Here is a 25,978-nt window from a genome sequence, read left to right as displayed (position 1 = left end):
GCAGTCCGGAATTACGGCTGCACCCAGATACGGTGATAGCCGACTAGGAAATCCTCGAGATTGTCGCATTCGGTCATCGCGGTCCGCAGACGCTCAAAGCCGGTGACCGCGTAGCGATTGAGCAGTTGGTCGCCATCGGCACTAAGGCGCGAGGGAGAGGACAGGTCGAGCAAATGGACCATTTGCCGCTCGATGTCCTCCCGGTCGTCGGGGCCGATATCGAGCCGGCGAATTTCGGCATCGACCAGAAGTCCAGCGATCAATTCCGCTTGGCCCTTGTAAGCTTCAGGGTAGCCGACGGTGAAATTGGCGGGCTCAAGGCGACTTTCGTCACCGAGCTTGGCCTGATCGAGGCCGAGTAGCATGCAGCAGTAGAAGGCGTCGAACATCAAAAAGCGCACCGCGCTCTCGCGTTTGGGCGTCAGGGAGCGCGCAAATGCGCGTTGCCCCTCAAAGCCGAAGAAGCTGCGTGCATTGACGGGAAGAATGAAGCTCACGCTCAGCTCTCCCGTCCATGAAAGGCCTTGAAGGCATCGAGGCCCTCGGCGATGTCGACCGTCCCGCCACCCATTGGCGTCACCGTCAGGTAACGAACATCGCTCGGCCGGTCGTAAAAGGCCTCGGCAAAACCTTCGCGCTCGCTTGAGATGACGAACATGATCATCTGGTTGAAGAAATCGGGAATGAGATCGCCAACCTGACGCCGGTTCGCCGTGTCGAGCGACACCGCAGGACTATCGACGATGAACGGCAGCCGATAAGGCGCATCGGCGAGGAGCGAGGTGAGGAACGCGTAAGCGATCGCCAGCTTCTGCCCTTCACTCGCCCCGCCTTTGGCACCCAGCCCGACGGTCCGAAGTTCGAGCCCACCGCCGATCTTGGCGACTTCGATTTTCTCGGTCGAGAAAATCTGTGCGAGCTTATCGTTGGTCGAGGTCCTGACCCGCTCTCGCAGGATGTCGAGCGCGCGGCGGCTTGTGGCAGTGACTATTGCCTTCAGCTTCTCGCCCTGAAGCGCGAAGGTACGCGTCCGCGTGGCGGTCTGCAGCCGCGTCTCGCGCGTCTTCAGTTCGACTTCGCAGAGCGGCTGGTTGGATTCCCAGGTAAGACGCAACGCGCGCTGGCGGCTTGGATCCTTAGTCGTCAGGCGTTCCAGCGTGTTGGACAGCGTGGTGACTTCGGCGGTGAGCGTGGCAACGTCCTCATTCAGCTTCTTGAGAATCTCGTCACCCTCGGCGATCTTCTCGGAGGCGAGGCGGTCGCGTTCCGCCTTGATCCGGCGGCGCTCGTCAAGTTGCGACTGGAGCGACGTGACGGTGGTTGCAAGCTCGTCCGGGTCGGCCTGGCTTTCCCGTAGCGCAAGCTTCATCTGATTGATGACCGAGATCTGATCCTGCGCCAGATAGCGCTTCGCGCCGCTCAGGATCTGGTGGCGTTCATCCTCGCCAATCAGCGTTCCGCACACGCAGCGATCCTGATCGGCAAGCTCGTTAAAAAATTCGCGCGAGATCGTTTCAGGCAGCTTCAACTCGTAGAGCTTACCGCCGAGATTTTGGAGCCGCGCGAGCAGGGTCGGATGCACATACGCCGGCCGGCGAAGGGCCTCGAGCGCTTGCACGCTGAGGTCGCCGGTATTGGCATCGACTTCCTGTTGCCGCTCGTCCAGCGCCTGGATTTGGGCGCGGATGCCGGCGTCTTCGGACATGCGCGCCTGGATCTCTTCCAGGAGCCGCGTGCGCTCGCGTTCTACCTCGATGAGCCGCGCCGACGCCGCCCTTTGCTGCTGATCGAGCCGTTCGCTCGCCCGTCGCACCTCATCGAACGCATTTTGCAGCTGAGTGATGCCCTTGCGTTCTTTCGCGCTGGTGATCGCCGCAGCGCGACGCTGTTCGAGTTCGACCAGCGTGTCGACGCGTTGTGAAAGCGCGTCCAGCGTGTCTAGGCCGTAGAGCGCGCGGATGGCCTGCGCGGCCGCGCTCTTCGACAGGTCGATGATGTCGGTCGCAAGCTCGCCATTGAACACGAAGAGTTCGGTCAGGGTGGGCTTCAACAGGGTCTGTAGGTCGAGCGGCAGGTTGCGCCCTTCTTCGCGCCCGCCGCCACGCTCGCGTTCCTGCACCGTCCAGTTGGTCGCGCTACCATCGCGGAAATCGAGTTCGAGCTGGAGGCGATAGGATTTGTCGTCCACGAGCAGGCGCGCCTCGAAAAAACCCTTCTCGACATGATCGTCCGCACGCAGCTCGCGAACGGTCTTCGCCGCCAACTCGCCGCCATTCAGCGTCGCGCGGAGCAATTCCATGGTGGTGGTCTTGCCCGTCCCGTTGGGCATCTGAATGAGGGTCCAGCGACAGGGATCGTCGCCGAGGTCGATCTCGACATCGCGCAGACCGCCGCGGAGATTCGTGGCCTTCCAGCCAGTGAGACGAACATCCATCAGTCGTCGACCTCAAGGCTGACGCTCAAGAGTTCCATCACGCGGCGAACATCGGCATCCTGATAGTTTCCGGAAAGCACGAGCTCGACCAGGTTGCGGTAACGCCGCTGGAACGATTCCGATTGGTCCGGATGACCCGCCAAAACGGTGTCCATCGCTTCTGAAATGGCGGGATCTACCTCCACGTATTCGCCCCTTCTTCCGAGACCCCCGCGCCCGCCATAGGCTCGTGACGAAGCGATGATAGCGCAAGAAACCAAGCTTCGCGCTCTTCGTCTGCGCCAAGCTCACCCGTTGGATCGTCGATGTCGTCCGGTTTGTGCTCGATGAAGTCAACCACACGCGCCCGCTTGTCGGGATTGTTCGGATCGACGCGCAGGCACCGGCCCAGCCGCTGGACGGTCTCAAGCCGGGCGCGCGCCGATGCAAACAGCACGATGTTGTTGACCGACTGAATGTCGATCCCTTCGGAGATGCGGTGACAGGTCAGGAGGCAGTCCAGCTGGCCCTTGGCAAAATGCCGCAGATTGTCGCGATCGTCGTCCTGGTAGTAGGTATGAAAATCGGTGCGCATACGCATGAGGATCGGCTGAATCAGCGCGCCATATTCGGCGGTCTCGACGAAGATGATGCAGCGATCGAGCACCGATGGGTTGGCCTCGACATAGGCATCAAACGGCGCGATCTTCTCCTGGCTCAACTTTCGGACCCGCGCGATGTCGCGGTAAAGCGCCTCGATCGGCGCCGCTTCGCCCGCCCGTGCCTTGGCGTGATAGCGCTTGATGGCCTGGCGCACCGCGGCCTTGTCCTCATCCGATAAGGCATAGGGCAGCGGTACATAGTCGAACTCACACAATATGCCCCGCTGGATTGCCTCCTCGAGCCCGAAGCGGAAGATGACCGGGCCGATCTCCTCTTCGATGAAGCGGTTGCCGTCGGCATCGTAGGTTCGCTCGGGGGTGGCGCTGAGGCCGAGGCGGTAGGCGAAACGCTGCAATTTTCCGGTGAGCGCGGCGACCAGCGCCGGTGAGCCCATGCCGTGGACCTCGTCGCAGATCAGTAGAGCTTTGGCGTACACCGCCGGATCGAGCCGGGGCAGCACCTCGGCGAGATTAGCCCGCGCTGTTAGCAGCACGGCCCCCCGCGGCGAATTCAGAAAGGCCTGCGCCTCGCGATGCTTCTCATAGGCGCGATAGACCGGAATCCCGCTGTGTTTGACTAGCTCCCCGTACCATTGGTCTAGGAGGTCGGTGCCATACGTCGAGACGACGCTGGTTTCGACTAGCCCGCGCTCGCCGAGCTCGTTGAGGATCGACAGAGCGGTTCGCGTTTTACCCGTCCCGGTCGCCATTTCGAGGATGCCGCAACGATCCTTGAGGAAGGCGGCAGCGGCCTGCTTTTGATGAATCCAGCGGTCGCTTTGCTGTTCATCCTTCGGCGGCTTGTATGGGCGTGGCATCCGCGTCGTGAAAGCGATCAGGTTGCGCTTCACCGCATCGGGCAACGGATAAACCCGCAGGTTGAGGTCACCATTCGCCCATAGCAAGTCGAAGCGCGCAGACTCGGCAGTGACCCGGCTCGCTTCGCGCCGATCAATCCAAGAATAATAAATGCTGATGGACTCATAGTTGCGGAAGGCTTGGGCGCTGTCGTTGGGCGAACCGTGGAAGGCGACAGCATTGCCTTCACTATCGCGCATGATGCCGAACTTGTCATGGAAGTCGCCATCGAGATCGGCGGTGGGGATGGCGATCCGGAAATCGAGCAATCCGTCCGCAATCATCCAAGCGAGCGCGGCGAGCGTGTCTGTGGCCAGATCCTGCTCGAGATCGGAGATAGCACCGTCCAGCGCGTCCTTGAGCTTTCGATCGGTGCGCGCGTCCGCACCATGCGCCAACGCCACGCAGTCGTCGCGATCAAGCATAGGACTGGCGATGATCCGTGCCCGGCCGCCGTTTGCCGCGAGGCCAGCAAGGCCCGATGCGGCTAGCCGAAGCCAATGTGAGGTGAAGAAACCCACGCCACGATCATAAATGACTGACTGCTTGAGTGCGGGCACGTAGAAGACTTTGAGCAAGTTGCTCGTCGATGTCGCAAGGTGCGGGTCCGTTGGCAAAACTCGTAGAGTCATGACCACCTAGGACTATGTTGTATATGGTCCAAGCCCGTGCCCCCTATGCAGCCGGACGCGGAGTTCTGATTCGACGCCGTACCCTTGGCTGTAATCTGCCGCCAAAGATGCTTAGCCTTCCCGGTGTTCTCCCGCCACCCCTCTTGGCGCCGATAAGTATCATAAACAGTCTGAACCACTACGTTGAGGCGCATCCTGCTGAGAGGGTGCCAAAATGCCTAAGCTTGACATCGACTATCAGGGTTCGGTTGCACTCGTGCTAGCGCCTAATCTCGTTCCGGTACAGCGCCAGTCCAGCCTGCGATGAGCGCCCATCATTGGGGACTCGCCCGGTATCGGTCTCTTAGCGGGTTGGATCTGGCCGGGACCGGCTTCGCCTCGTCCACCTAGCCGCAACGGCGGGCTTGCGACTTTCTTCCCCTGACCTTCGGCCATTCCTCGCGAGACAAGAAACTCGCCACCCACCGTCCTCCGCTGGCGCTGCGGCCGCAAGCGGTGCGGCGGCGTCCGTCCCGGCCTTTGGATCACCCATCGAGACCGCAATCGGGCGGTTCGATCCAAGGAAAGGAACTTCATCATGGCTACCATCGGCACCTTCAAGAAGACGGCTTCGGGCGAGTTCACCGGCGAAATCGTCACCCTCTCGGTTCAGGCCAAGGGCGTCCGAATCGTCCCGCAAGATACCCGCACCAACGACAACGCACCATCGCACCGGGTTCTGGTCAACCGCGCCGAGATCGGTGCCGCCTGGAGCAAGACTTCGAACGAAGGCCGCGACTATCTGGCGGTCAAACTCGACGATCCCAGCTTCAACGCACCGATTTACGCCAACCTCTTCGACGACGAAGGTGGCGAGAGCTTCAGCTTGATCTGGTCGCGTCCCAACGGCCGCCGCAGCGACAGCTGAGCCAGCCAGCCGCCCCGCCCGGCATCGCCGGGCGGGGCTCTTTGCGTGTTCAGGCGAGCGGCTCGAACCTAGTCAGCACCTTCATCGTCGATCTTCGCCACGAGATCCGATGCTTCGACACCGAGCGGCGAGGCCAGGTGGAACAGCGTCACCACGGTCGGGTTGCGACGCCCGCGCTCGAGATCGCTGACATATTGCTGGGTGAAGCCCGAGAGCTCGGCATATTGTTCCTGGGTCAGGCCCTTGGCGCGCCGCAGTCGCGCGAAGTTCAATCCAACGAGGCGGCGCATGTCCATGCGCAGCACGCTGGACGATACACCTGATGAGGTTTATCTCCTATAAGGTGTATCGCCGCGACTGGCGCTTCGGCGCTGCAAAAGGTGCGTTCAGCAATGCATGACTTGCAACTATTTCGCGGATGCCATTGCGCTATTGGCGTTGGCACTGCGCGGGGGGATTCGCTTTCATGACATGTCGGTTCGAGGACATTGCGCCCGATTCTCCTGCGCTCACGCCGTACGATGAAGCGCACTTCGTCGATTATATTCGGCTGCTCGATGCCGACGCCGAAGGGGCCGATTGGCGAGAGGTCGTCGCGATCGTTTTCGCGCTCGATCCGGACGCCGAACAGCACCGCGCCGAGCGGATGCACGCCAGCCACCTGGCCCGCGCGCGCTGGATGACCGAGGTGGGCTACGCGCATCTGCTGGCGCGCAATGGCGAGCTAAAGCACTAGAATTTCGCTCCATTCCGGAGGGAAGGCGCGGCAAATCGCGCATCATTGCGCGCAGTCTCGGCGCTAGTCGCGGCGAAAGATCGACAACAGGCTTGGCACGCAGGCCGCGACGGTCGCGGCCAGGAGACAGCAAATGTCGAGGTCGCCCAGTAAGCGTAGCAAGCGTATCAGCACCGCATCCAGCATTCCCGGCCGCGCCGAACTGGCCGCCGAGTTCCTGAAACGGAACCACAACTACCGCGCCGAACATGCGCAGATGCAGCAGCGCATCCGCAGCGGTTCGGTCGCACGCTCCGCCGCCGAAGCCGCGTTCGCCAAACGTTGGGGGTTGTCCTTTCGCCTATGCGCCGGATGACCTTTCGCAAACGGTGATCTGGCGGCCTGAGCTCTCCGCCGTCACCGTCATCCTCGATGCCGTGCCAGACGGGTTCGGCGGCACTGCCGTCGATCCGAACACGATCGGCGCGCTGCTCGCCGATCAGGCAGGCGTCGAGGGTCGCCATGTCGTCGTCGCGGATGACGCGGGCGCGCACTGGTTGTGGCTGCGCGATGCGACGCCCGGCAAGCCGCTCGGGGCAATCGTGCCGCTCGACAAGGATTTCACGACGCGCATCGCCACGCTGCTGCGCTTCCATCGCCGCCTGTTCGGCAAGGAAGCGGGGCCGCTGCCGCGCGGCTGGCCGCTCACCACCTACCGCCTGGCGCGCATCGAACTGATGCTGCGCGCGCTCGACCTGCGCCAATCCGGCGCGAGTTATCGCGAGATCGCCGCAGAACTGGGCCGCAAGGATGACGCCGCGCTGCCCGCAACGGAATGGAAGGTTTCGGCGGCCCGCTCCTTCGTGATCCGCCTCGTCCGCGACGCCACCGCCCTGATGAACGGCGACTATCGCAAGCTGCTCCGCATCCGCTGACATTCTGCCCCACCTGCGCTGGCGCGGGGTGGTCGCATCGGCGCGATCGCAATTCTTCATACTCCACCGGCCCGCGCCCGCTTCGCCATCATCGCCTCCTGCCACCCCCGACCGCAGGAGCATGATCTTGCCCGATACGACCCACAATCTGCCGCCGCGCTATCTTCGCACTCCGGAAGCCGCTCGCTTCCTCGGGCTTTCGGGCCGGACGCTCGAGAAGCACCGCTATTTCGGGACCGGGCCACTCTATCGCCGGATCGGCGGGCGGGTGGTCTATTCGGTCGACGATCTTCAGGCCTGGGCCGATCTCGGCACCAAGCATTCGACCAGCGAGCCTGGTCAGAACGACCTCCTGCCGCGCGCAGATTCGGCGTTTGCCCGGAGCCGGCGATGAGCGCCCCCGCTGCCAACCCGTTGCCCTCGCATGACGATGCGCTGACCCATGTCGAGCTGAACTGGATCGAGAAGCGGATCGAGAACTGGATACGCTTTGGCCGCATCGCGCATGACCGGATCATCGACCGGCGGCGGCGCGTCGTCAGCTTCCGTCCCGGCGCGATCTTCGCGTTCGTCCGCTGGGCGGCGAACGACTATGGGACCGTAAGCTCGCGGATCGACATCATGCGCGCCGTTGCACCCGGCGAGTCACTCACGACGGTGCCGTTCGTGCGTCCCGGCGGCGAGATCCTGCTGCAGATCGAGGGCTGGCCCAAGGTCAGCCAGGTACTCGCCGCGATCGATGCGACCGACGCGGCCGACGTCGATCCGTGCGACGCCGCGCCCGATCACTGGCGGCACGTCGGCAACCGCATCGCCGCCGGACATCAGCCACGCCCCTACACGCTGGAGCGGCATCGCGCCTGGCTCAAGCGCCGGGAGATCGAGGGATGACCCGCCGTTTCTATGTCCGGGCGACCGCTATCGTCGCGTCGCTGTTCGGCGCATCGTTTGCCGCAGTTGCAGCGTTCGACCCGACCCCGCGCCTCATCTGGAACGCCAGCGCCAGCGCGCCGATCGGACTCTACCGGATCGAGCCGATGGCCGACCTGCCACACGGTACGCTGGTTGCCGTGACGCCGCCCGCACCGCTGGCGCGCTGGCTGGCGCAGCGCGGCTATCTCGGCGAGCGCGTGCCGCTGTTGAAGCATGTCGCCGCGCGGTCAGGGCAGCACGTGTGCCGGATCGGCGCGGTCGTGAGCGTCGATGCACGACCCGTCGTGTTCGCCCGCGAAAGTGACAGGTTCGGCCGTCCTCTGCCCGTCTGGCAGGGTTGCCGCACGCTGCGCAGCGGCGAACTGCTGATGCTCAATCCCGACCGCCCCGACAGCATGGACGGTCGCTATTTTGGCCCATTGCCGACGTCAACCGTGCTCGGCCGCGCGATTCCGATCCTCACCCGCGACACGCCGGACGCGCCGCTTACTTGGCGCTGACCTCCTGCCTCAAACTCCAACCGAAAGGATCATTTCCATGCAGATCGGCAGCTTCATCCGCACCGACAAAGGTTTCGAAGGCGTCATCGAAACGGCGACGCTCGACATCCGCATCTCGCTCGTCCCGGTCGAACCCCGCGGTGCTGACAAGGCGCCTGACTGGCGCGTCCATCGCGGCAATGATGGCGACGGTCCGGAGATCGGTGCGGGCTGGAACGAGAGCGCCGAGCGCGCCGGCGATTACGTCTCGCTGCGCATCGACGATCCCAGTTTCCCGCAGCCGATCCGCGCAGCCCTGTTCCAGAATGCCAATGATCCGGCGTCCTGGTCGCTGCGCTGGAACCGCCCGCGCAAGGCTCGTGAGCAGGACTGAGGCAATGCGTCTAACCCCGATCGATCGACCTATGAAGCTTCATTTGCGCGCCGCAGCGCTAACCGTGGCGGGACTGCTTGTCGCATTGCCGATCGGCCAGGCACCGGCATTGGCGCAGGACCCGAACCCGCCGCCTTCGCCGTCCGCCGTCGGTCATCCGTACGCGCCGCATGTTGCAGACGCCGCGCGGCAGTTCGGCATTCCCGAAGCGTGGATCTGGGCAGTGATGCGCGTTGAAAGCGGAGGCGATGCCCGCGCAGTGTCGCGCGCCGGGGCGATGGGTCTGATGCAGATCATGCCCGGAACCTGGGGGCAGCTTCGCGCCCGCTACGGCCTCGGTGCTGACCCTTTCGACGTGCGCGACAACGTCATGGCAGGCGCTGCTTACCTGCGCGAGATGCACGACCGCTACGGCAACCCAAGCGCGATGCTGGCGGCCTACAATGCGGGGCCGGGCCGATACGACGACCACCTTTCGCGTGGCCGCCCTCTGCCTGCCGAGACGGTCGCGTATCTGGCGCGGCTCGGTGCGGTCACAAGCACCGGAAGCGCTCCGCAAGTCGCGATTGCGCCGCCAACTGATCGCTTTGCTTGGCGTCGTGCGGCGCTGTTCGTCCGCACAAACGGTGTCACAGCGGACGCCGACATGTCGCAGTCTGAGAACGAGATTGCCACCGCTGACCGACCGGCCGCTACGCCGGAAGTCGGCAACTCGACGTCAGCTGGTCCGTCACCAACCACGCCGACAGACGGCCTCTTCGTTCCCCGCGCTGGCGCGGGTCGACCGCAATGATCGCCGCAGTGCTCCGGTCGCTCGCGAGGGGGGCAAAGAGGATGGCTCAGGGAGAAGAGTGGGTAAGAAGACGATTGCAAGATACAAGGCGCACCCCGTTTCGCCGGAAAACCATTGATTTTCCGTGGCTTCACATGGGGGCGTCGGTCGACGAGCGTGCCGCTCGGAAGGAAAAAGCCAGCAATTTCAACACATCAGATGGCACCATGCGCCTCTATGGGCGGAAATCGGCTAGGCTATGAGCGAGGACAGCGAGTTTCGCGTTCGACCGGGCAAGGCCAAGCGCAGCAAGGCGCAGGGCCGCAATGCGCGCGGTCTGGTGGCCGAAGTGCTGCGCGTCGCCGCCAAACACGGTGGCAAGCAGCGAGGTGGGTGGGGCAGTCCCCGCCGCCGCGGCCAATCGAGCTTCGGCAAGGGCCGCACTGCCTTCGCGCGCAGCCGCCTGTTCGGCTCTGGCCGGCGCGTGCTGGTGAAGGCTCTGCCGGTGCGTCACCGCATCGGCGGCCGGCGCATGGCGCCGCTGTCGGCCCATGTCTCATACCTCCAGCGCGAAGGCGTCACCCGCGATGGCTCGCTCGCCGAAATGTTCGATGCCAATTCGGATCGTGCCGACACGTCCGCCTTTGCCAATCGCTGCAAGGATGACCGGCACCATTTCAGGATCATCGTGTCACCTGAAGACGCCGCCGAGTTGACCGACCTTCGTGAGTACACCCGCGATCTGGTCCGCCAGATGGAGGCAGACCTTTGCACGCGGCTCGATTGGGTCGCCGTCGATCATTGGAACACCGACAATCCCCACGTCCATCTGCTGGTGCGTGGCGTGAACGACCAGGGCAGTGATCTCGTCATTGCCCGCGACTATATCGGCCATGGCCTACGCTCGCGCGCCGAGGAGCTGGCGTTCTCGGAGTTGGGGCCGAAACCCGAGCATGAAGTCCAGCGCGCGCTTGACCGGGAAGTCACTGCCGAGCGTTGGACGCGGCTCGACACGGAGATCGGCCGCGCGGCCGATGAGCTGGGCGTGATCGACCTGCGCCCCGAGCAACCCGGTCCGGAAGATCCGCGTCTACGCCGGCTGATGATCGGTCGCTTGCAGCAGCTGGAAAGGATGGGTCTGGCGGCCGAGGGCGAAGCCGGCCAGTGGGCCATCGCCGAGGGCGCGCAAACCAAGCTGCGCGAGCTGGGCGCGCGCGGCGACATCATCCGCACCATCGGCGCCGCGCTGAAGGATCGCGGTCAGGAACGGCCGCTCGACAGCTACGCCGTCGTCAGCGGCCCGCCCGAGAAGCCGATCGTCGGCCGGCTGATCGACAAGGGGCTGCACGACGAGCTGACCGGCACGGCCTATGCTGTCATCGACGGCACCGATGGCCGCACCCATCATGTCCGGCTGACTGGCATCGAGGCGCTGGAGCACAGCCCGGCGCTCGGTGGCGTCGTCGAGCTGCGCGCGATCGGACGACCGGGCGAAGCAAAGCCGACACTTGTGCTGGCCACGCGATCGGACCTCGACCTTGCCGCGCAGGTGAAGGCTCCCGGCGCGACCTGGCTCGACCACCGGCTGATCGAGCGCGGCGCCGGCATCGCGGACGGCGGGTTCGGCGCAGAGGCACGCCGGGCGATGGGCGCGCGCACCGATCATCTTGTCCGTGAGGGACTGGCGCGCCGCTATGGCGAACGCACGGTGTTCGAGCGCGGCCTGATCGATGCGCTGCGCAAGCGCGAGCTGGATTCCGTTGGCGCGAAGATCGCGGGCGAGACCGGGCTTGCGTATCGGCCGACGCAGGCCGGCGAGAAGATCGCCGGTGTCGTCCGCCAGCGTCTCGCGCTCGCATCCGGGCGCTTCGTTATGATCGACGATGGCCTCGGCTTCCGCCTCGTGCCCTGGGCCAGCACCCTGGAACAGCAGCTTGGCCGTCAGGTCGCGGGTGTGGTCCGCGACGGGGGCGGCATCGACTTCGCCCTGAGCCGCAAGCGCGGCCTCGGCCTGTAACCCACGAGGAGACTACAATGTCCGCGACCAAGATCCTTTGGGGCCAGGTCTTCACCGTGTTCCTGATCGTGCTCGCCGCGGTGTGGGGCGCGACGCAGTGGACGGCCGCTGCGCTCGCCTATCAGCCCGAGCTGGGGCCGCCCTGGTTCATGGCGTTTGAATGGCCGATCTATCCGCCGCCCGCTTTCTTCTGGTGGTGGTTCAGCTTCGACGCTTACGCGCCCGACATTTTCAAGACGGGCGCGTTCATCGCCGCGTCGGGCGGGTTCGTCTCGATCGCCGTCGCCATCGGCATGTCGGTTTGGCGGGCGCGCGAACTGAAGAATGCGGAAACATACGGCTCGGCGCGGTGGGCGACCGAGCGCGAGGTTCGTGCCGCAGGACTTCTCGGCGACAACGGCGTGGTGCTCGGCAAGCTCGCCGCCGACTATCTCCGTCATGACGGCCCCGAGCATGTGCTGTGCTTCGCGCCAACCCGCAGCGGCAAGGGCGTCGGCCTGGTCGTGCCGTCGCTGCTGACCTGGCCGGCCTCGGCGATCGTGCATGACATCAAGGGCGAGAACTGGACGCTCACGGCCGGCTTTCGCACGCGCCACGGCCGCGTACTGCTGTTCGATCCGACCAACGCCGCATCGGCTGCCTACAATCCGCTGCTCGAAGTGCGGCGCGGCCAGTGGGAGGTGCGCGACGTGCAGAATGTCGCCGACGTGCTGGTCGATCCCGAAGGCAGTCTCGAGCGCCGCAACCACTGGGAGAAAACCTCGCACGCGCTGCTGGTCGGCGCGATCCTCCACGTCCTCTACGCCGAGCCAGACAAGACTCTGGCCGGGGTCGCCGGGTTTCTCTCCGACCCGTCGCGAACGATCGAGCAGACGCTGGCCGCGATGATGGCGACGCCGCATCTCGGCGAAGCCGGAGTGCATCCCGTTGTCGCAAGCGCCGCGCGCGAGCTGCTGAACAAATCCGACAACGAGCGATCGGGGGTGCTCAGCACCGCCATGTCGTTCCTCGGCCTCTATCGTGATCCCGTCGTGGCGCAGGTCACGCGCGCCTGCCAGTGGCGCATAGCGGACTTGGTCGAGGGCGAGCGCCCGGCGACGCTCTATCTGGTCGTGCCGCCCAGCGACATTTCGCGAACAAAGCCGCTCATCCGCCTCATCCTCAACCAGATCGGGCGCCGGCTGACCGAGGAGCTGACGCCGAAGCAGAGCCGGCACCGCGTGCTGCTGATGCTCGACGAGTTTCCGGCACTCGGTCGGCTCGACTTCTTCGAGTCCGCCCTTGCGTTCATGGCCGGCTATGGCCTCAAGGCGTTTCTGATCGCGCAGAGCCTCAACCAAATCGAGAAGGCCTACGGCCCGAACAACGCGATCCTCGACAACTGCCATGTGCGAGTGAGCTTCGCCACCAATGACGAACGGACCGCCAAGCGCGTGTCGGACGCGCTCGGCACGGCAACCGAGATGCGTGCGATGAAGAACTATGCCGGGCATCGGCTCTCGCCCTGGCTCGGTCATCTGATGGTGTCGCGGTCGGAGACCGCCCGCCAGCTCCTCACGCCGGGCGAGGTGATGCAGCTTCCCCCCGACGACGAGATCGTGATGGTCGCGGGCGTCCAACCGATTCGCGCGAAGAAGGCACGATACTTCCGCGACCGCCGTTTCGCCGAGCGGATCATGGACGCGCCGAAGCCAGTGACCGGCACGGCCCGGCCCGATGACTGGACCGGGCGCGCCGCTGCCGCCGATCCGGCCGACGTGGCGCGGATCGTGCGCGCGCAGGAGGACGCCGCCAACGGCGGCCTTCGTCGTGAGCCAGAGCTGCCCGAACATGTCGCCATCACGCCGGAAACGACGGCCCCGCCAGCCCAGGAATTCGCCATCGTCGATGATGAGCAGGACGACGCGACGCGGCAGGCGGCCGTGCGGCGGAGGATGCAGGGGATCGCGCGGCAGGCGTCGCTCGACCCCGGCGACGGCATCGAGCTGTAGGCCGCCGTCATGCGAACCCGGCTCAACGTCTATTTTCCGCCCGCGCTCGCCCGCCAAGTCGATGAGCTGGCGATCCGGCGGCGCATCTCGCGCTCCGCAATCGTGGAGGCGGCGGTGGCGTCCTATCTGTCACCCGACGGTGCCGATCGCATGGAGGCCGCGTTCGCCCGTCGGCTCGATCGGCTGTCGCGTCAGGTGCAGCGACTGGAGCGCAACACGGGGCTCTCGACCGAGGCGCTGGCGCTGTTCGTTCGGTTCTGGCTGTCCGTGACGCCGCCGCTCCCCGACGAGGATCAGGCTGCCGCGCAAGTGAAGGGCCGGAAACGCTACGAGGGCTTTATCGAGACGCTCGGCCGGCGCTACGCCAGCGGCAAGAGCCTGCTCGACGAAATTCCCGAAGATGTCTGGCCGAAATCGCCGATCGATTCGGAATAAACAGGCCGAGGCGGAACGGGCATCCGGCAAGGCGGCCCGCACCGCGTAAGTATCTGCCGCCGCCCCTACTACGCCCCAAGCTATCTGTTGCAGCACCCCGTTTTCTGCGTCTCTTGATGTGCTCCTGACGCCGGGCGGCGGTTCGCCCGGTCCACTTGAGGGGCCAGTCGTTGACCATCCACCCGACCCGTTCCGAAGCCAGCACACGCGGCGCACGGATGCTACGCACGGCGCTCGGGCCGTCGATCGCGGCCTGGCTCGACGACCCCGCCGTGATCGAAGTGATGCTGAACCCGGATGGCCGGTTGTGGCTCGATCGGCTCGGCGAAGGCATCAGCGACACCGGCGAGGTGCTGAGCCCCGCCGACGGCGAGCGCATCGTGCGCCTGGTCGCCCATCACGTCGGCGTCGAAGTCCATGCCAAGTCGCCGCGCGTGTCGGCCGAGCTGCCCGAGGGCGGCGAGCGCTTCGAGGGTTTGTTGCCGCCTGTGGTGGCCGCGCCCGCCTTCGCGATCCGCAAGCCGGCGGTCGCCGTGTTCACGCTCGACGACTACGCAGCAGCCGGGATCATGTCGGCCGCCGAGGCTACCGCGCTACGTGAAGGCGTCGCCGCTCGCGCCAACATCCTTGTCGCGGGCGGCACCGGCTGCGGCAAGACGACGCTCGTCAATGCACTGCTCGCCGAGGTGGCGAAGACCGCCGACCGCATCGTTCTGATCGAAGACACGCGCGAGCTGCAATGCGCCGCGCCGAACCTCGTCGCCATGCGGACCAAGGATGGCGTCGTCTCGCTGTCCGAACTCGTCCGGTCCTCGCTGCGCCTGCGGCCGGACCGCATCCCCATCGGCGAGGTGCGCGGCGCCGAAGCGCTCGACCTTCTCAAAGCCTGGGGCACCGGCCACCCCGGCGGCATCGGCACCATCCACGCGGGGACCGCGCTCGGCGCGCTCCGCCGCATGGAGCAGCTCGTGCAGGAGGCTGTGGTGACGGTCCCGCGCGCGCTGATCGCCGAGACCATCGACGTGATTGCCGTGCTGGTCCGCGACGGGCACGGCCGCCGCCTCGCCGAGCTGGCCCGTGTCGAAGGACTCGACCCGGCCACCGGCGACTACCGCCTGACCCACCTCACAGCCCCCCAAGGAGACGACCGATGATCCATGCTCTTCGGCATGGCGCACGCCGCGCCATGCTCACCGCCACTGCCAGCGTCATCGCGCTGACCTTTGCCGTTCCGGCTCACGCGGGCGGCTCGTCGATGCCGTGGGAAGCGCCGCTTCAGAGCATCCTCGAAAGTATCGAGGGTCCGGTCGCCAAGATCATCGCGGTCATGATCATCATCGTCACCGGCCTGACGCTCGCGTTCGGCGACACCTCGGGCGGCGCGCGGCGCATGATCCAGATCGTCTTCGGCCTGTCGATCGCATTCGCCGCAAGTTCCTTCTTCCTCAGCTTCTTCAGCTTCGGCGGCGGGGCGCTGGTCTGATGGAAGCCGGTGAGCCGACCCCTGGCTTCTACGCCCCCGTTCACCGGGCGCTGACGGAGCAAATCCTGCTCGGCGGCGCCCCTCGTTCGCTTGCCATCGTCAACGGGACGCTGGCGGGCGCGATCGGCCTCGGCCTGCGGCTCTGGATCGCCGGCCTCGTCATCTGGGCCATCGGCCATGCGCTCGCGGTCTGGGCCGCCCGCCGCGACCCGCAGTTCGTGGACGTGGCCCGCCGCCACCTCCGCTTGCCCGTTTGGATGCAGCCATGATGAGCTTGCGTGAGTACCGCAGCAAGGCGGCGACCCTTGCCGACTTTCTGCCCTGGGCCGCGCTGGTCGGTGAAGGCGTCGTGCTCAACAAGGACGGCAGCTTCCAGCGCACCGCCCGGTTCCGCGGGCCCGATCTCGACAGCGCCACGCCGGCCGAGTTGGTCGCGGTAACGGCGCGGCTCAACAATGCGCTGCGCCGACTCGGCTCGGGCTGGGCGATCTTCGTCGAGGCGCAGCGCGCGCCCGCGCTCGACTATCCCGACGGAGAGTTTCCCGATCCGGTTTCCGTGCTGGTCGACATGGAACGGCGCGAGCAGTTCCGCGAGGAAGGGGCGCATTTCGAGAGCCGCTATTTCCTGACGCTGCTCTGGATGCCCCCAGCCGAGGAAGCCGCGCGCGCCGAAGGCTGGCTCTACGAGGGCCGTTCGACCACCGGCGTCGATCCCTGGGAGCTGCTCGCCGGCTTCACCGACCGTACCGACCGCGTGCTCAGCCTGGTCGAAGGTTTCGTGCCCGAGGTCCGCTGGCTCGATGACGCCGAGACGCTGACGTACCTGCACAGCACGATCTCGACCCGCCGCCAGCGTGTGCGCGTCCCCGAGACGCCGATGCACCTCGACGCGCTACTCGCCGACGAGCCGCTGACCGGTGGCCTCGAACCGCGCCTGGGCGAGCATCACCTCCGCACGCTCACCATTATCGGCTTCCCGAGCGTCACATTCCCCGGCCTGCTCGACGAGCTGAACCGGCTGGCGTTCGAGTATCGCTGGTCAACCCGCGCGATCATGCTCGACAAGACCGACGCGACCAAGCTGCTGACCAAGATCAGGCGGCAATGGTTCGCCAAGCGCAAGTCTGTCGCCGCGATCTTGAAGGAGGTGATGACCAACGAGGCGAGCACGCTGCTCGACAGCGACGCCTCGAACAAGGCCGCCGACGCCGACACCGCCCTGCAGGAGCTGGGCGCCGACTATGCCGGCATGGCCTATGTCACCGCGACGGTGACGGTATGGGACCGCGATCCGGCCATTGCGGCGGAAAAGCTGCGGCTGGTCGAGAAGGTCATTCAGGGCCGCGACTTCACAGTTATACCCGAGGGGATGAACGCCATTGAAGCGTGGCTGGGGAGCCTGCCCGGCCACGCCTACGCCAACGTCCGTCAGCCCCCCGTTTCCACCATCAATCTCGCCCACCTGATCCCCCTGTCAGCGGTATGGGCGGGGCCGGAACGGGACGAGCATTTGGGTAGCGCCCCCTTGCTCTATGGCAAGACCGAAGGTTCGACCCCGTTCCGGTTTTCCCTTCATGTCGGCGATGTCGGCCACACGCTGATCGTCGGCCCGACCGGCGCGGGCAAGTCGGTGCTGCTCGCCCTCATGGCGATGCAGTTCCGCCGCTACGAGAACGCCCAGGTCTTCGCCTTCGATTTCGGCGGCAGCATCCGCGCCGCCGCTACGGCCATGGGCGGTGATTGGCAGGATCTCGGCGGGATGCTCGCCGACGAGGCCGGCGACGGCGTGCAGCTCCAGCCGCTCGCCCGCATCCACTTGTCCGAAGAGCGCGCATGGGCGGCCGAGTGGCTGGCGGCAATCCTTGCGTCGGAAGGCGTAGTAGTCGATCCGCAAGCCAAGGAGCATCTCTGGTCGGCGCTGACCTCGCTCGCCACCGCGCCGGTCGCGGAACGGACGCTGACCGGCCTTGCCGTGCTGTTGCAAAGCCAGCAGCTCAAGCAGGCGCTCGCGCCCTTTTGCATCGGCGGGACATGGGGTCGCCTGCTCGACGCGGAAGCCGAGCGCATCGGTGAAGCCCGCGTCCAGGCGTTCGAGACCGAGGGCCTGGTCGGCGCGGGATCGGCGGCGGCGGTGCTGTCCTATCTGTTCCACCGCATCGGCGACCGGCTCGACGGCTCGCCGACGCTAATCATCATCGACGAGGGCTGGCTGGTGCTCGACAGCCCCGCCTTTGCCGCGCAGCTCCGCGAATGGCTGAAGACACTCAGGAAGAAGAACGCGAGCGTGGTGTTCGCCACGCAGAGCCTCACCGACATCGAGACCAGCGACATCGCGCCGGCCATCATCGAGAGTTGCCCAACGCGCATCTTCCTTCCCAATGAGCGCGCCGCCGAGCCGCAGATCGCGGCCATCTACGAGCGGTTCGGGCTCAACGCCCGCCAGATCGAGATATTGAGCCGGGCGACGCCCAAGCGCGACTATTACTGCCAATCGCGGCGCGGCAACCGGCTGTTCGAACTTGGGCTGGGCGAGGTCGCGCTCGCCTTCGCCGCCGCCTCGTCGAAGACCGACCAGCTCGCCATCGCCAACATCGTCGAGACCCACGGCCAATCCGCCTTCGCCGCCGAGTGGCTGCGTCATCGAGGGCTCGCCTGGGCCGCCAAGCTTCTTCCCCCAAATTCCGACCTTCCACCCCAGCAGGAGTAATTGCCATGAGAACCCATCCACTGCGCCGTGCCATCCTGGCCGGTGTCCTCGCGACGTCGAGCGTCGTCTGTGTCGGCGTCGCGACGCCCGCCTTCGCGCAACTGGTCGTCAAGGATCCGACCAACTACGCCCAGAACGTGTTGCAAGCGGCGCGCGCCCTCCAGCAGGTCAACAATCAGATCACCCAGATCCAGCAGCAGGCCGAGAGCCTGATCAACGAGAGCCGCAATCTCGCCTCGTTGCCGTTCAGCTCGCTCGAGCAATTTCAGCAGCAGGTGCAGCGCACCCAGCAGCTGATGGGCGAGGCCAAGCGGATCGCCTATGACGTCCAGAACGTCCAGCAGGCCTTCGATGGTCGTTATCGCGGCGGTGCGCTGACCGGCAGCCACGCCCAAATGGTCGCCAATGCCAATGCGCGCTGGGAAGACAGCGTCGCGGCGTTCGAGGATGCGCTCCGCGTCCAGGCCGGTGTCGTCGGCAACATCGACGGCGCGCGCGGCGTCATGGACCGACTGGTATCATCGAGCCAGTCGGCTACGGGCGCCCTGCAGGCGGCACAGGCGGGCAACCAGCTGCTCGCGCTTCAGGCGCAGCAGCTCGCCGACCTCACCGCGCTCGTCGCCGCACAAGGCCGCGCACAGGCGCTGGAGTCGGCGCGGACGGTGGCGACCGAAGCCGAGAGCCGCGAACGGTTCCGCCGCTTCCGTGCGCGCGACTGACATGAGCCGGACCGCCAAGATCGCGGGCGTCGCGGCGCTGGCCGGGATGATGGTGACGGTAGCAACCGTCACCGTCTCCCGCCCGGAGCGGCCCGTCGCGGCCCCTGCCGCCGCGCGGGCACCTGACGATCAGCGCCTGGCGGCCGGCCTTCGGCGCTGTCGCACCATCACCATGCCTGACAGCGGGTGCGAAGCCGCATGGGAAGCCAAGCGTCGTCACTTTTTCGGGTGGGACGATACACCATGAACGATACTGGCGTCATCGATACCTTCCTGAGCGTCTTCACCAGCTACATTGACAGCGGGTTCGGGCTGCTCGGCGGCGAGGTCGCGTTCCTTTCGACCACACTGATCGCCATCGATCTTACCATCGCCGGGCTGTTCTGGGCCTGGGGCGCCGACGAAGACGTGCTCCAGCGCCTGATCAAGAAGACGCTCTATATCGGCACCTTCGCTTTCATCATCGGCAACTTCGGGACGCTCGCGACCATCGTGTTCGACAGCTTTGCCGGGCTTGGCCTTCAGGCGAGCGGCGGTACGCTGTCGATCGCCGACTTCATGCGGCCCGGCAAGATCGCCGAGACCGGCCTCGATGCCGCCGACCCGCTGCTCGCCGCGACCGAAGACCTGCTCGGGCCGGTCGGGCTGTTCACCAACTTCGTCCAGATCCTGGTGCTGCTGCTGGCGTGGATCATCGTCGTCCTCGCCTTCTTCATCATCGCCATCCAGGTGTTCGTGACGCTGATCGAGTTCAAACTCGTGACGCTTGCAGGCTTCGTGCTGCTGCCCTTCGCCTTCTTCAACAAGACCGCCTTCATGGCCGAGCGGGTGCTCGGCCACATCGTCTCGAGCGGCATCAAGATCCTCGTGCTCGCCGTCATCACCGGGATCGGCACGACGCTGTTCGGCCAGTTCACCAGCGCCGGCGTGGGCGCGGAGCCCAATCTCGAACAAGTGATGGCAATCGCATTGGCCTCGCTCTGTCTTTTGGGCCTCGCGATCTTCGGCCCCGGTATCGCCAACGGCATCGTCTCGGGTGGTCCGGCGCTCGGTGCAGGGTCGGTGGCCGGCACCGCGCTGATGGCGGGCGGCGTGGTCGCGGGCGGCGCTGCCGCCGCGACGCTCGGCGCCAGTGCGGCGGCGGGAGCAGTAGCCGGTGCGGCACGCGGCACGGCGTTCGCGAGCGGCGCTGCGAACACCGCCTATGCCCTCGGTTCGGCCGGAAAGAGCGGCGGTGCGGCGGTTGCAGGCGGGGCCGCTGCGGTCGGCAAGGCGGCGGTAGGCGCGGCCCTGTCGCCGCTGCGCAAGGCGGCCGCCTCGCTCAAGGACAGCTATCGTTCGGGCGGGCGCGCCGCCGTCACCGCCAGCGGCGGCACCATCTCGGGCGGTGCGCCGTCCGATCCCGCTGCCTCAGACGGAAGGCCCGCATGGGCAGCCGCGATGAAGCAGCGCCAATCCATGACCCACGGCGCGACCATCGCCGCTCATACGCTGCGCTCCGGCGACGGCGGGGGAAGCGGTGCGTCGGTCGATCTCAGCCAGAAGGACTAACCGCCCATGTTCCGACGACCCTCGATCCGCTACGGCCAAACACCCGAACCGGTCACGCCCTATCAGCGCGCCGCACAGGCCTGGGACGACCGCATCGGCTCGGCCCGCGTGCAGGCCAAGAACTGGCGGCTTGCCTTCTTCGGTTCGCTCGCACTCTCCGGCGGGCTCGCCGGCGGCCTCGTCTGGCAGTCGGCGCGCGGCCATATCGTGCCCTGGGTAGTCGAGGTCGATCGGCTCGGTGAGGCGCAGGCAGTCGCGCCTGCCGAGGCGGGATACCGCCCCACCGATCCGCAGATCGCGTTTCATCTGGCGCGCTTCATCGAGCAGGTGCGCAGCATCCCCGCCGATCCGGTCATCGTCCGCCAGAACTGGCTGCGCGCCTACGACTTCACGACTGACAAGGGCGCGCTGGCGCTCAACGACTATGCGCGCGCCAACGACCCGTTCGCCAATGTCGGACGGGTGCAGGTGGCGGTGGAGGTTTCGAGCGTCATTCGGGCCTCGCCCGACAGCTTCCGCGTCGCCTGGACCGAGCGACGCTATCAGGACGGCAGTCTCGCCGCGACCGAGCGGTGGTCGGCGATCCTCACCGTCGTCGTGCAGCCACCGCGCACCCCCGACGCCCTGCGCAAGAACCCGCTCGGCGTCTTCGTCAACGCCCTCAACTGGTCGAAGGAGCTGTCACAATGACCGGCAATGCCCTCCGCCGCGTCGCGATCGCGGCGCTTCTCGTCTCCGCGTCCGCGCTTGCGGGCTGCGCCACCACATCCACGAAGCCGCCGGCCATTACGTATGACGATCCACCGCCCGCGATTGCGGCGACACTCACGCCGGAGCCGCCAAGCCCCGTTGAGGTCGTGACGATCCCCGAGCCGCTTCCCTTGCCGGGCCAGTTGAAGCCGGTGGTCGAGGTTGCGCCACCGGCCGAGCCCGCCGATCCGCGCCGCCGGGTCGGGGCAGCCAACGCCGCCGCGCGCGTGCAGCCGGTGCGCGACGGCTTCATCAACGCGATCCAGCAATATCCGTGGTCGGACGGCGCGCTCTATCAGGTCTATGCCGCGCCCGGCCAGGTGACGGACATCGCCTTGCAGGAAGGCGAGCAGCTCGTGGGGCCGGGGCCGGTCGCTGCGGGCGATACCGTGCGCTGGATCATCGGTGACACGGTGAGCGGCAGCGGCGCGACCGCGCGTGTGCATATCTTGGTGAAGCCCACCCGGCCCGACCTCTCGACCAACCTCGTCATCAACACCGACCGCCGCACCTATCACGTTGAGCTGCGGGCGACGGCCTCGACTTACATGGCATCGGTGTCGTGGACCTATCCGCAGGACCAGCTCATTGCGCTGCGTAGCGCCAATGCCGCCGCTGCAGCCGCCGCGCCGGTCGCGGCGGGCGTGGACATATTGGCGCTAAGGTTCCGCTACCGCATTGAGGGCGACCGTGCGGCGTGGCGCCCGGTCCGCGCCTTCGATGACGGGAAGCAGGTGCTAATCGAGTTTCCCGCTGGGATCGCGCAGGGCGAGATGCCGCCGCTGTTCGTTATCGGCGCTGGCGGCGACGCCGAGCTGGTCAATTATCGCGTGCAGGGCCGCTACATGGTGGTCGATCGCCTGTTCGCCGCCGCCGAACTGCGCCTCGGCGACCGGCGCAGTGAGCAGCGCGTGCGCATCGTGCGCGACGCCGAAGAAACGAACCAGCGTCGGCGGGGGCGGCCGTGAGCGAGGCCGTTGACACGCCGGTCGGAGAACCGGCGGCGCCGCGCTCCGATCCCCAAGCCTTCCAGCTCCGGGGGGACCCGCCGCGCGTCATGCGCCTTTCGCGCAAGGCGCTCGCTGTCGTCGGTGTCGCCGCCGGCCTCGGTATCGGCGGCTCGCTAATCTACGCGCTTCAACCAGCGGGCGAAAAAGCCGCACAGGAACTCTACAACACCGAGAGCAACGGGGCCGCAGAAAACATCACTTCCGGCCCGCGGGATTATGCGCAGGTGCCCAAGCTCGGCCCGCCGCTACCCGGCGACCTTGGCGGTCCGATCGTCTCGGCGCAGCAGCGCGGCGAGAACGTGCCGGTGCCGCCGGTCGGCGCGCAGCCGGGGCAGCCCGATCCGCGCGCGCAAGCGGCAGAAGCGGCGCGCCAGCGCATCAGCCAGGAACGCGACGCCGCCCGCTTGAGCGGCGTGTTCCTCGGCGGCAGCTCCGCTAGTGCTGGCGGTGCTGCCGCAGCGACGTCGCCCGCGCTGCCCGACCCGGCCGCCCAGCCGCCACAGCAAACGGCAGCCACCCGCGGCGACCAAGCCGCCAAGCGCGCCTTCCTGGCGCAGGCGCCCAACCAGCGCACGGTCAGCGTAGAGCGGCTCGTTGCGCCTCCTTCGCCCAACATCGTACAAGTCGGCAGCGTCATCCCGGCGGCGCTCATTACCGGCATCCGTTCGGACCTGCCCGGCCAGATCACCGCGCAGGTGACGGCCAACGTCTATGACAGTCCTACGGGGCGCATCCTGCTCATCCCGCAGGGCGCGCGTCTGATCGGCGAGTATGACAGCGAGGTCGCCGCCGGGCAGACCCGCGTGCTGCTCGCCTGGGACCGGCTCATCATGCCCGACGGACGCTCGATCGTTCTCGAACGCCAGCCCGGCGCGGACGGCGCGGGGTTCGCCGGGCTACAAGACCGCGTCAATCAGCATTGGGGCAGTCTTCTCAAAGCTGCCGCGATCTCGATGCTGCTCGGTGTCGGCGTGGAACTGGGCGCCGACAGCGAGGATGACCTCATTCGCGCACTGCGGCGCGGCCCGCAGGACACCATCAACCAGGCCGGACAGCAGATCGTAGGGCGCGAGCTCAACGTGCAGCCGACGCTCACGATCCGGCCGGGACATCCGCTTCGCGTGATCATCACGCATGATCTCATACTCGAGCCGATCGGAGGACCACGGTGACGAAACTCAAGCTGGGGCCATTGGCTGACGACCGGCCGGTCAAGCTGACGGTGGAGTTGCCGGCTGCCGTCCACCGCGATCTCGCTGCTTATGCCGCTGCGCTTGCGGCAGAGACGGGTGGCGAGGCAGTGACGCCGGAAAAGCTGATCGCGCCGATGCTGGCCCGGTTCATGGCGAGCGACCGGGGATTTGTGCGCGGGCGGCGGAGCCGCAGCGACGGGTGAATATCAGCGGTCTTCGCGAAAGCGACGGAAGCGTTCTCTAGATTCGACCGTTGTCACGGCTGTCTCTGCATTCGTGCATTCGCCGCCCCGCACGGTCCCGTCACGACAGCCAGCGACGACCCTACGGGCTTCGTCAACATGCGCGACGAAATACGCTACACCTCGTGCTTCCTGGGGGTTCGCTTCGGAAGCCAGAGCCGAGGTCACCGCTTGCGGCGGCAAGAGAATGGGCCGCAACACAAAACCGCCGACGAAGCCGATCACCAAGGCGATTATGATCGCAAAAAGCATAGAGCGTGACATCATCATTCCTCCGGAAGTTATTCCGACCCGTGTTCCTCGCCCCTTTGGCCGAACGAGAGCGCGTATCGTCTGCGCACGAGATCGAGAAACCGCTTCAACGCCGGGTTGCCGTTATCCTCGCGCCAATAGCCGGAATAGCTGATCAGTGCTGGACCTTGCTCGCCATGGACAGGTCGATAAGCGAGATTGGGATAGTGGGTGCCGGTAGATCCTTCGCAAACGATCGAGAGGAAATCCGTTTCACCGATCATGCTCAGGACGGCTTCACGGCTGACAGCATGCAAAGCGATGCTCGTATCAGCACCCGACTTCCATAGCCTGCCGAGCAGCATATCGCGAATGTCTGGTCCCGGATCAGCCGCCGGCAGAATGAACCGCTGGTCGCGAAGATCGGTCCAATGGACGATGTCGCGGGCCGTTAGCGGATGACCGGCCGCGAGCGCTGCGAACACACGCTCGCTCCAGAACGTGGCATGAAGATATTCACAGCGATCCACTTCCCCCAAGAGAATGGCAATATCGACGGCGTCGCTGTCCAAGCCGGCAAATAGAGCGCTCCGGTTGGCCTCCATTCCTTCGATAGCAAGGTCCGGGTTTGCTCGCTTTGCCTCTATCAAGGTCGCTCGGAGATTACCGGCAGAAACCGAGCTGTTGAAACCGATCGTAAGAACACCCGCGCGTCCCGAGCCCGCTGCCCTACTTGCTTCCAACATCCGGTCCGCACTTTCCAGCATTGTCTTCGCACCGCGCAAAAACTGCACGCCAGCATCCGTTAGGCTGACCCCGGCGCGAGACCGGATGAACAATTCCGCCCCTAATGTCCGTTCCAGTCGAAGTATGGCCCGGCTCAGCGTCGATTGCTCAATGTTCAATGCCCGAGCCGCACGATAGAAGCTGCCGTGATCTGCAGCGGCAAGGACGTAACGAAGCTGGCGGATGTCAAACGACAAATGCAGATCCCTTTCTACCTGCCAGTCGTCGTTAGCTGAACCGTGACTTTGTCTAACTCATCAGCTGAACGGTAAAATTAAAGCAATTCTTGTCCGCCAGTGATTGGAATGGCGGCGCCGGTGATGTATCCGCTGGCAGCCGAGGCCAAGAACAGCACAAGTCCAGCTACGTCTTGAGGAGTGCCCAAACGGCCAAGAGGAATCTTTTGAATGATCGACGCGATGGCGTCGTCTCGGCTCATACCTTCCATCGTCGCGATAAAGTCATACTCCAGATCGCCCAGCCGCGTACGGATCGCTCCGGCACAGATCGCGTTGCAGCGAATACCGAAACCCCCGAATTCAATCGCAACCGATTGAGTAAGGCCGATGACCCCGAATTTTGAGGTGTTATACGCAGCAAGGCCCGGCAGCGCGCGCTGGCCCGCGATCGAGGCATTGTTGATGATCGACCCGCCACCACTTTCGACCATCAACGGCAAGGCGGCCCGGATTACGTTGGCCGTGCCGCGGATGTTGACGTCGAGCGATCCGCTCCACTGATCGTCGGTCAGGTCCGTGAACGCCCCGGCCCCAAACGCAACACCGGCATTGTTGAAGAGGATGTCGAGGCGACCGAAGCTGGCCCGCGCAAGCGCAACTGCCGCTTCGGCCTCAGCAGGGCTGCGAATGTCGAGCGGGGCTGCCTCAGCCCGCACCCCTTTGGCACGCAGTTCGGCGCACAGGCGACCGAGATCGGCCTGCGCGTCGTCACCGCTGCGTTCTTCGCGCGCCAGTACAGCGACGCTACCCAGATCGAGCGTATGCGACAATGGCTGGCGAGCATAAGCGGTTACGAGAATGTCGGCACCCGCGTCGGCGAGCGCGTGGGCGGCGGCCCAGCCCATGCCGTCGGAGCGTCCCGCGCCTGTGACAAGTGCGACCTTGCCTGCAAGCTCTGCCATCAACTTTCCTCTCTCGATCTCT

Annotated in this window: 31 protein-coding genes; 23 read left to right on the top strand and 8 right to left on the bottom strand. The window is 65.9% G+C overall.

From position 1 onward, the window contains the following. Nucleotides 1–11: 11 nt before the first annotated feature. From BBF93_RS14545 to BBF93_RS14530, 4 genes are read right to left on the bottom strand one after another with little or no spacing between them, the layout of a single operon-like run. Nucleotides 12–497: a hypothetical protein gene (locus BBF93_RS14545; RefSeq protein WP_114106405.1), complete on the bottom strand. Its 486-nt coding sequence runs from the start codon at nt 495–497 to the stop codon at nt 12–14. 2 nt (nt 498–499) lie between these two features. Continuing rightward, nucleotides 500–2,434, bottom strand: a complete 1,935-nt coding sequence (locus tag BBF93_RS14540) for an AAA family ATPase (RefSeq protein ID WP_114106404.1) — start codon at nt 2,432–2,434, stop codon at nt 500–502. Continuing rightward, entirely contained in the window at nt 2,434–2,589 is a 156-nt protein-coding gene (locus BBF93_RS14535) for a hypothetical protein (protein ID WP_233349150.1), read from the bottom strand. The genes BBF93_RS14540 and BBF93_RS14535 overlap by 1 nt, the downstream gene beginning before the upstream one ends. A 20-nt stretch (nt 2,590–2,609) precedes the next feature. Next, the gene (locus BBF93_RS14530) at nt 2,610–4,511 is read right to left on the bottom strand and encodes a DEAD/DEAH box helicase family protein (RefSeq protein ID WP_233349149.1); all 1,902 of its coding nucleotides are present in this window, start codon (nt 4,509–4,511) and stop codon (nt 2,610–2,612) included. Nucleotides 4,512–5,142: 631 nt separating this feature from the next. Here BBF93_RS14530 and BBF93_RS14525 point away from each other — a divergent pair. Further along, nucleotides 5,143–5,472: a DUF736 domain-containing protein gene (locus BBF93_RS14525; RefSeq protein ID WP_114106402.1), complete on the top strand. Its 330-nt coding sequence runs from the start codon at nt 5,143–5,145 to the stop codon at nt 5,470–5,472. A gap of 68 nt (nt 5,473–5,540) precedes the next feature. On the opposite strand, the gene BBF93_RS14520 is transcribed toward BBF93_RS14525, so the two are convergent. Beyond that, nucleotides 5,541–5,768 carry a helix-turn-helix domain-containing protein gene (locus BBF93_RS14520; protein ID WP_114106401.1) on the bottom strand — a complete coding sequence of 76 codons (228 nt, stop codon included), beginning with the start codon at nt 5,766–5,768 and terminating at the stop codon, nt 5,541–5,543. 170 nt (nt 5,769–5,938) lie between these two features. On the opposite strand from BBF93_RS14520, the gene BBF93_RS14515 reads away from it, so the two are divergent. From BBF93_RS14515 to BBF93_RS14410, 22 genes are all read left to right on the top strand, one after another. Continuing rightward, complete coding sequence (locus tag BBF93_RS14515) at nt 5,939–6,208, top strand: DNA -binding domain-containing protein (RefSeq protein ID WP_233349148.1); 270 nt, start codon at nt 5,939–5,941, stop codon at nt 6,206–6,208. Nucleotides 6,209–6,341: 133 nt separating this feature from the next. Then, entirely contained in the window at nt 6,342–6,563 is a 222-nt protein-coding gene (locus BBF93_RS14510) for a transcriptional regulator domain-containing protein (protein WP_114106399.1), read from the top strand. Nucleotides 6,564–6,576: 13 nt separating this feature from the next. Continuing rightward, nucleotides 6,577–7,122 (top strand): DUF2285 domain-containing protein, encoded by a 546-nt coding sequence (locus BBF93_RS14505; RefSeq protein ID WP_233349147.1) that lies wholly within the window; start codon nt 6,577–6,579, stop codon nt 7,120–7,122. A gap of 127 nt (nt 7,123–7,249) precedes the next feature. Continuing rightward, nucleotides 7,250–7,516, top strand: coding sequence for a helix-turn-helix transcriptional regulator (locus BBF93_RS14500; RefSeq protein WP_370454385.1), 267 nt, complete (start codon nt 7,250–7,252; stop codon nt 7,514–7,516). Beyond that, the gene (locus BBF93_RS14495; protein WP_114106396.1) at nt 7,513–8,013 is read left to right on the top strand and encodes a DUF2840 domain-containing protein; all 501 of its coding nucleotides are present in this window, start codon (nt 7,513–7,515) and stop codon (nt 8,011–8,013) included. The genes BBF93_RS14500 and BBF93_RS14495 overlap by 4 nt, the downstream gene beginning before the upstream one ends. Then, a complete protein-coding gene (locus tag BBF93_RS14490; RefSeq protein ID WP_114106395.1) occupies nt 8,010–8,555 on the top strand; it encodes a S26 family signal peptidase in 546 nt (181 codons plus the stop codon). The genes BBF93_RS14495 and BBF93_RS14490 overlap by 4 nt, the downstream gene beginning before the upstream one ends. Nucleotides 8,556–8,592: 37 nt before the next feature. Continuing rightward, nucleotides 8,593–8,928: a DUF736 domain-containing protein gene (locus tag BBF93_RS14485; RefSeq protein WP_114106394.1), complete on the top strand. Its 336-nt coding sequence runs from the start codon at nt 8,593–8,595 to the stop codon at nt 8,926–8,928. A 4-nt stretch (nt 8,929–8,932) separates the two neighbouring features. Then, a complete protein-coding gene (locus BBF93_RS14480; RefSeq protein ID WP_233349146.1) occupies nt 8,933–9,721 on the top strand; it encodes a lytic transglycosylase domain-containing protein in 789 nt (262 codons plus the stop codon). Between the two features lie 238 nt (nt 9,722–9,959). Continuing rightward, nucleotides 9,960–11,717, top strand: coding sequence for a DUF3363 domain-containing protein (locus BBF93_RS14475; protein ID WP_114106392.1), 1,758 nt, complete (start codon nt 9,960–9,962; stop codon nt 11,715–11,717). 17 nt (nt 11,718–11,734) lie between these two features. After that, nucleotides 11,735–13,708: a conjugal transfer protein TraG gene (locus tag BBF93_RS14470; protein ID WP_114106391.1), complete on the top strand. Its 1,974-nt coding sequence runs from the start codon at nt 11,735–11,737 to the stop codon at nt 13,706–13,708. Nucleotides 13,709–13,717: 9 nt separating this feature from the next. Next, nucleotides 13,718–14,143, top strand: coding sequence for a CopG family transcriptional regulator (locus BBF93_RS14465; protein WP_114106390.1), 426 nt, complete (start codon nt 13,718–13,720; stop codon nt 14,141–14,143). 170 nt (nt 14,144–14,313) lie between these two features. After that, nucleotides 14,314–15,297 carry a P-type conjugative transfer ATPase TrbB gene (gene trbB, locus BBF93_RS14460; protein WP_114106389.1) on the top strand — a complete coding sequence of 328 codons (984 nt, stop codon included), beginning with the start codon at nt 14,314–14,316 and terminating at the stop codon, nt 15,295–15,297. Further along, complete coding sequence (locus BBF93_RS14455; protein ID WP_114106388.1) at nt 15,294–15,626, top strand: TrbC/VirB2 family protein; 333 nt, start codon at nt 15,294–15,296, stop codon at nt 15,624–15,626. The genes trbB and BBF93_RS14455 overlap by 4 nt, the downstream gene beginning before the upstream one ends. Further along, the gene (locus tag BBF93_RS14450) at nt 15,626–15,895 is read left to right on the top strand and encodes a VirB3 family type IV secretion system protein (RefSeq protein ID WP_114106387.1); all 270 of its coding nucleotides are present in this window, start codon (nt 15,626–15,628) and stop codon (nt 15,893–15,895) included. Before BBF93_RS14455 ends, BBF93_RS14450 begins: the two co-directional genes overlap by 1 nt. Further along, entirely contained in the window at nt 15,892–18,333 is a 2,442-nt protein-coding gene (gene trbE / locus BBF93_RS14445) for a conjugal transfer protein TrbE (protein WP_114106386.1), read from the top strand. The genes BBF93_RS14450 and trbE overlap by 4 nt, the downstream gene beginning before the upstream one ends. A 5-nt stretch (nt 18,334–18,338) precedes the next feature. Beyond that, nucleotides 18,339–19,052 (top strand): P-type conjugative transfer protein TrbJ, encoded by a 714-nt coding sequence (trbJ, locus tag BBF93_RS14440; protein WP_114106385.1) that lies wholly within the window; start codon nt 18,339–18,341, stop codon nt 19,050–19,052. 1 nt (nt 19,053) lies between these two features. Continuing rightward, nucleotides 19,054–19,299, top strand: a complete 246-nt coding sequence (gene trbK-alt / locus BBF93_RS14435) for a putative entry exclusion protein TrbK-alt (RefSeq protein ID WP_114106384.1) — start codon at nt 19,054–19,056, stop codon at nt 19,297–19,299. After that, on the top strand, nt 19,296–20,603 hold the full coding sequence (gene trbL, locus BBF93_RS14430) for a P-type conjugative transfer protein TrbL (protein WP_114106383.1): 1,308 nt from the start codon (nt 19,296–19,298) through the stop codon (nt 20,601–20,603). Before trbK-alt ends, trbL begins: the two co-directional genes overlap by 4 nt. 6 nt (nt 20,604–20,609) lie before the next feature. Next, complete coding sequence (gene trbF / locus BBF93_RS14425; RefSeq protein WP_114106382.1) at nt 20,610–21,293, top strand: conjugal transfer protein TrbF; 684 nt, start codon at nt 20,610–20,612, stop codon at nt 21,291–21,293. Continuing rightward, nucleotides 21,290–22,321, top strand: a complete 1,032-nt coding sequence (gene trbG / locus BBF93_RS14420) for a P-type conjugative transfer protein TrbG (RefSeq protein WP_114106381.1) — start codon at nt 21,290–21,292, stop codon at nt 22,319–22,321. The genes trbF and trbG overlap by 4 nt, the downstream gene beginning before the upstream one ends. Next, entirely contained in the window at nt 22,318–23,535 is a 1,218-nt protein-coding gene (locus BBF93_RS14415; RefSeq protein ID WP_233349145.1) for a TrbI/VirB10 family protein, read from the top strand. The genes trbG and BBF93_RS14415 overlap by 4 nt, the downstream gene beginning before the upstream one ends. Continuing rightward, nucleotides 23,532–23,759 carry a DUF2274 domain-containing protein gene (locus BBF93_RS14410; protein WP_114106380.1) on the top strand — a complete coding sequence of 76 codons (228 nt, stop codon included), beginning with the start codon at nt 23,532–23,534 and terminating at the stop codon, nt 23,757–23,759. The genes BBF93_RS14415 and BBF93_RS14410 overlap by 4 nt, the downstream gene beginning before the upstream one ends. 3 nt (nt 23,760–23,762) lie before the next feature. On the opposite strand, the gene BBF93_RS14405 is transcribed toward BBF93_RS14410, so the two are convergent. The 3 genes from BBF93_RS14405 to BBF93_RS14395 all read right to left on the bottom strand — a co-directional run bounded on the left by BBF93_RS14405 (nt 23,763) and on the right by BBF93_RS14395 (nt 25,956). Continuing rightward, entirely contained in the window at nt 23,763–24,068 is a 306-nt protein-coding gene (locus BBF93_RS14405; RefSeq protein ID WP_233349144.1) for a hypothetical protein, read from the bottom strand. Between the two features lie 11 nt (nt 24,069–24,079). Continuing rightward, on the bottom strand, nt 24,080–25,012 hold the full coding sequence (locus BBF93_RS14400) for a LysR family transcriptional regulator (protein WP_114106379.1): 933 nt from the start codon (nt 25,010–25,012) through the stop codon (nt 24,080–24,082). Nucleotides 25,013–25,089: 77 nt separating this feature from the next. After that, nucleotides 25,090–25,956: an SDR family NAD(P)-dependent oxidoreductase gene (locus tag BBF93_RS14395; RefSeq protein WP_114106378.1), complete on the bottom strand. Its 867-nt coding sequence runs from the start codon at nt 25,954–25,956 to the stop codon at nt 25,090–25,092. Between the last annotated feature and the right edge of the window lie 22 nt (nt 25,957–25,978).

The organism is Hyphomonas sp. CACIAM 19H1, from assembly GCF_003325995.1.
GTDB classification, from domain to species: Bacteria; Pseudomonadota; Alphaproteobacteria; order Caulobacterales; family Hyphomonadaceae; genus Hyphomonas; species Hyphomonas polymorpha.
Note: the sequence above shows the minus strand (reverse complement) of the source record. Positions and strands in the feature narration are given on the sequence as shown.

Coding starts and splice junctions, on each gene's coding strand:
- BBF93_RS14540 (WP_114106404.1), bottom strand. CDS start 2,434: ATGGATGTTCGTCTCACTGGCTGGAAGGCCACGAATCTCCGCGGCGGT.
- BBF93_RS14535 (WP_233349150.1), bottom strand. CDS start 2,589: ATGGACACCGTTTTGGCGGGTCATCCGGACCAATCGGAATCGTTCCAG.
- BBF93_RS14525 (WP_114106402.1), top strand. CDS start 5,143: ATGGCTACCATCGGCACCTTCAAGAAGACGGCTTCGGGCGAGTTCACC.
- BBF93_RS14520 (WP_114106401.1), bottom strand. CDS start 5,768: ATGGACATGCGCCGCCTCGTTGGATTGAACTTCGCGCGACTGCGGCGC.
- BBF93_RS14515 (WP_233349148.1), top strand. CDS start 5,939: ATGACATGTCGGTTCGAGGACATTGCGCCCGATTCTCCTGCGCTCACG.
- BBF93_RS14510 (WP_114106399.1), top strand. CDS start 6,342: ATGTCGAGGTCGCCCAGTAAGCGTAGCAAGCGTATCAGCACCGCATCC.
- BBF93_RS14495 (WP_114106396.1), top strand. CDS start 7,513: ATGAGCGCCCCCGCTGCCAACCCGTTGCCCTCGCATGACGATGCGCTG.
- BBF93_RS14490 (WP_114106395.1), top strand. CDS start 8,010: ATGACCCGCCGTTTCTATGTCCGGGCGACCGCTATCGTCGCGTCGCTG.
- BBF93_RS14485 (WP_114106394.1), top strand. CDS start 8,593: ATGCAGATCGGCAGCTTCATCCGCACCGACAAAGGTTTCGAAGGCGTC.
- BBF93_RS14480 (WP_233349146.1), top strand. CDS start 8,933: ATGCGTCTAACCCCGATCGATCGACCTATGAAGCTTCATTTGCGCGCC.
- BBF93_RS14475 (WP_114106392.1), top strand. CDS start 9,960: ATGAGCGAGGACAGCGAGTTTCGCGTTCGACCGGGCAAGGCCAAGCGC.
- BBF93_RS14470 (WP_114106391.1), top strand. CDS start 11,735: ATGTCCGCGACCAAGATCCTTTGGGGCCAGGTCTTCACCGTGTTCCTG.
- BBF93_RS14465 (WP_114106390.1), top strand. CDS start 13,718: ATGCGAACCCGGCTCAACGTCTATTTTCCGCCCGCGCTCGCCCGCCAA.
- BBF93_RS14455 (WP_114106388.1), top strand. CDS start 15,294: ATGATCCATGCTCTTCGGCATGGCGCACGCCGCGCCATGCTCACCGCC.
- BBF93_RS14450 (WP_114106387.1), top strand. CDS start 15,626: ATGGAAGCCGGTGAGCCGACCCCTGGCTTCTACGCCCCCGTTCACCGG.
- trbE (WP_114106386.1), top strand. CDS start 15,892: ATGATGAGCTTGCGTGAGTACCGCAGCAAGGCGGCGACCCTTGCCGAC.
- trbJ (WP_114106385.1), top strand. CDS start 18,339: ATGAGAACCCATCCACTGCGCCGTGCCATCCTGGCCGGTGTCCTCGCG.
- trbK-alt (WP_114106384.1), top strand. CDS start 19,054: ATGAGCCGGACCGCCAAGATCGCGGGCGTCGCGGCGCTGGCCGGGATG.
- trbL (WP_114106383.1), top strand. CDS start 19,296: ATGAACGATACTGGCGTCATCGATACCTTCCTGAGCGTCTTCACCAGC.
- trbF (WP_114106382.1), top strand. CDS start 20,610: ATGTTCCGACGACCCTCGATCCGCTACGGCCAAACACCCGAACCGGTC.
- trbG (WP_114106381.1), top strand. CDS start 21,290: ATGACCGGCAATGCCCTCCGCCGCGTCGCGATCGCGGCGCTTCTCGTC.
- BBF93_RS14405 (WP_233349144.1), bottom strand. CDS start 24,068: ATGATGATGTCACGCTCTATGCTTTTTGCGATCATAATCGCCTTGGTG.
- BBF93_RS14395 (WP_114106378.1), bottom strand. CDS start 25,956: ATGGCAGAGCTTGCAGGCAAGGTCGCACTTGTCACAGGCGCGGGACGC.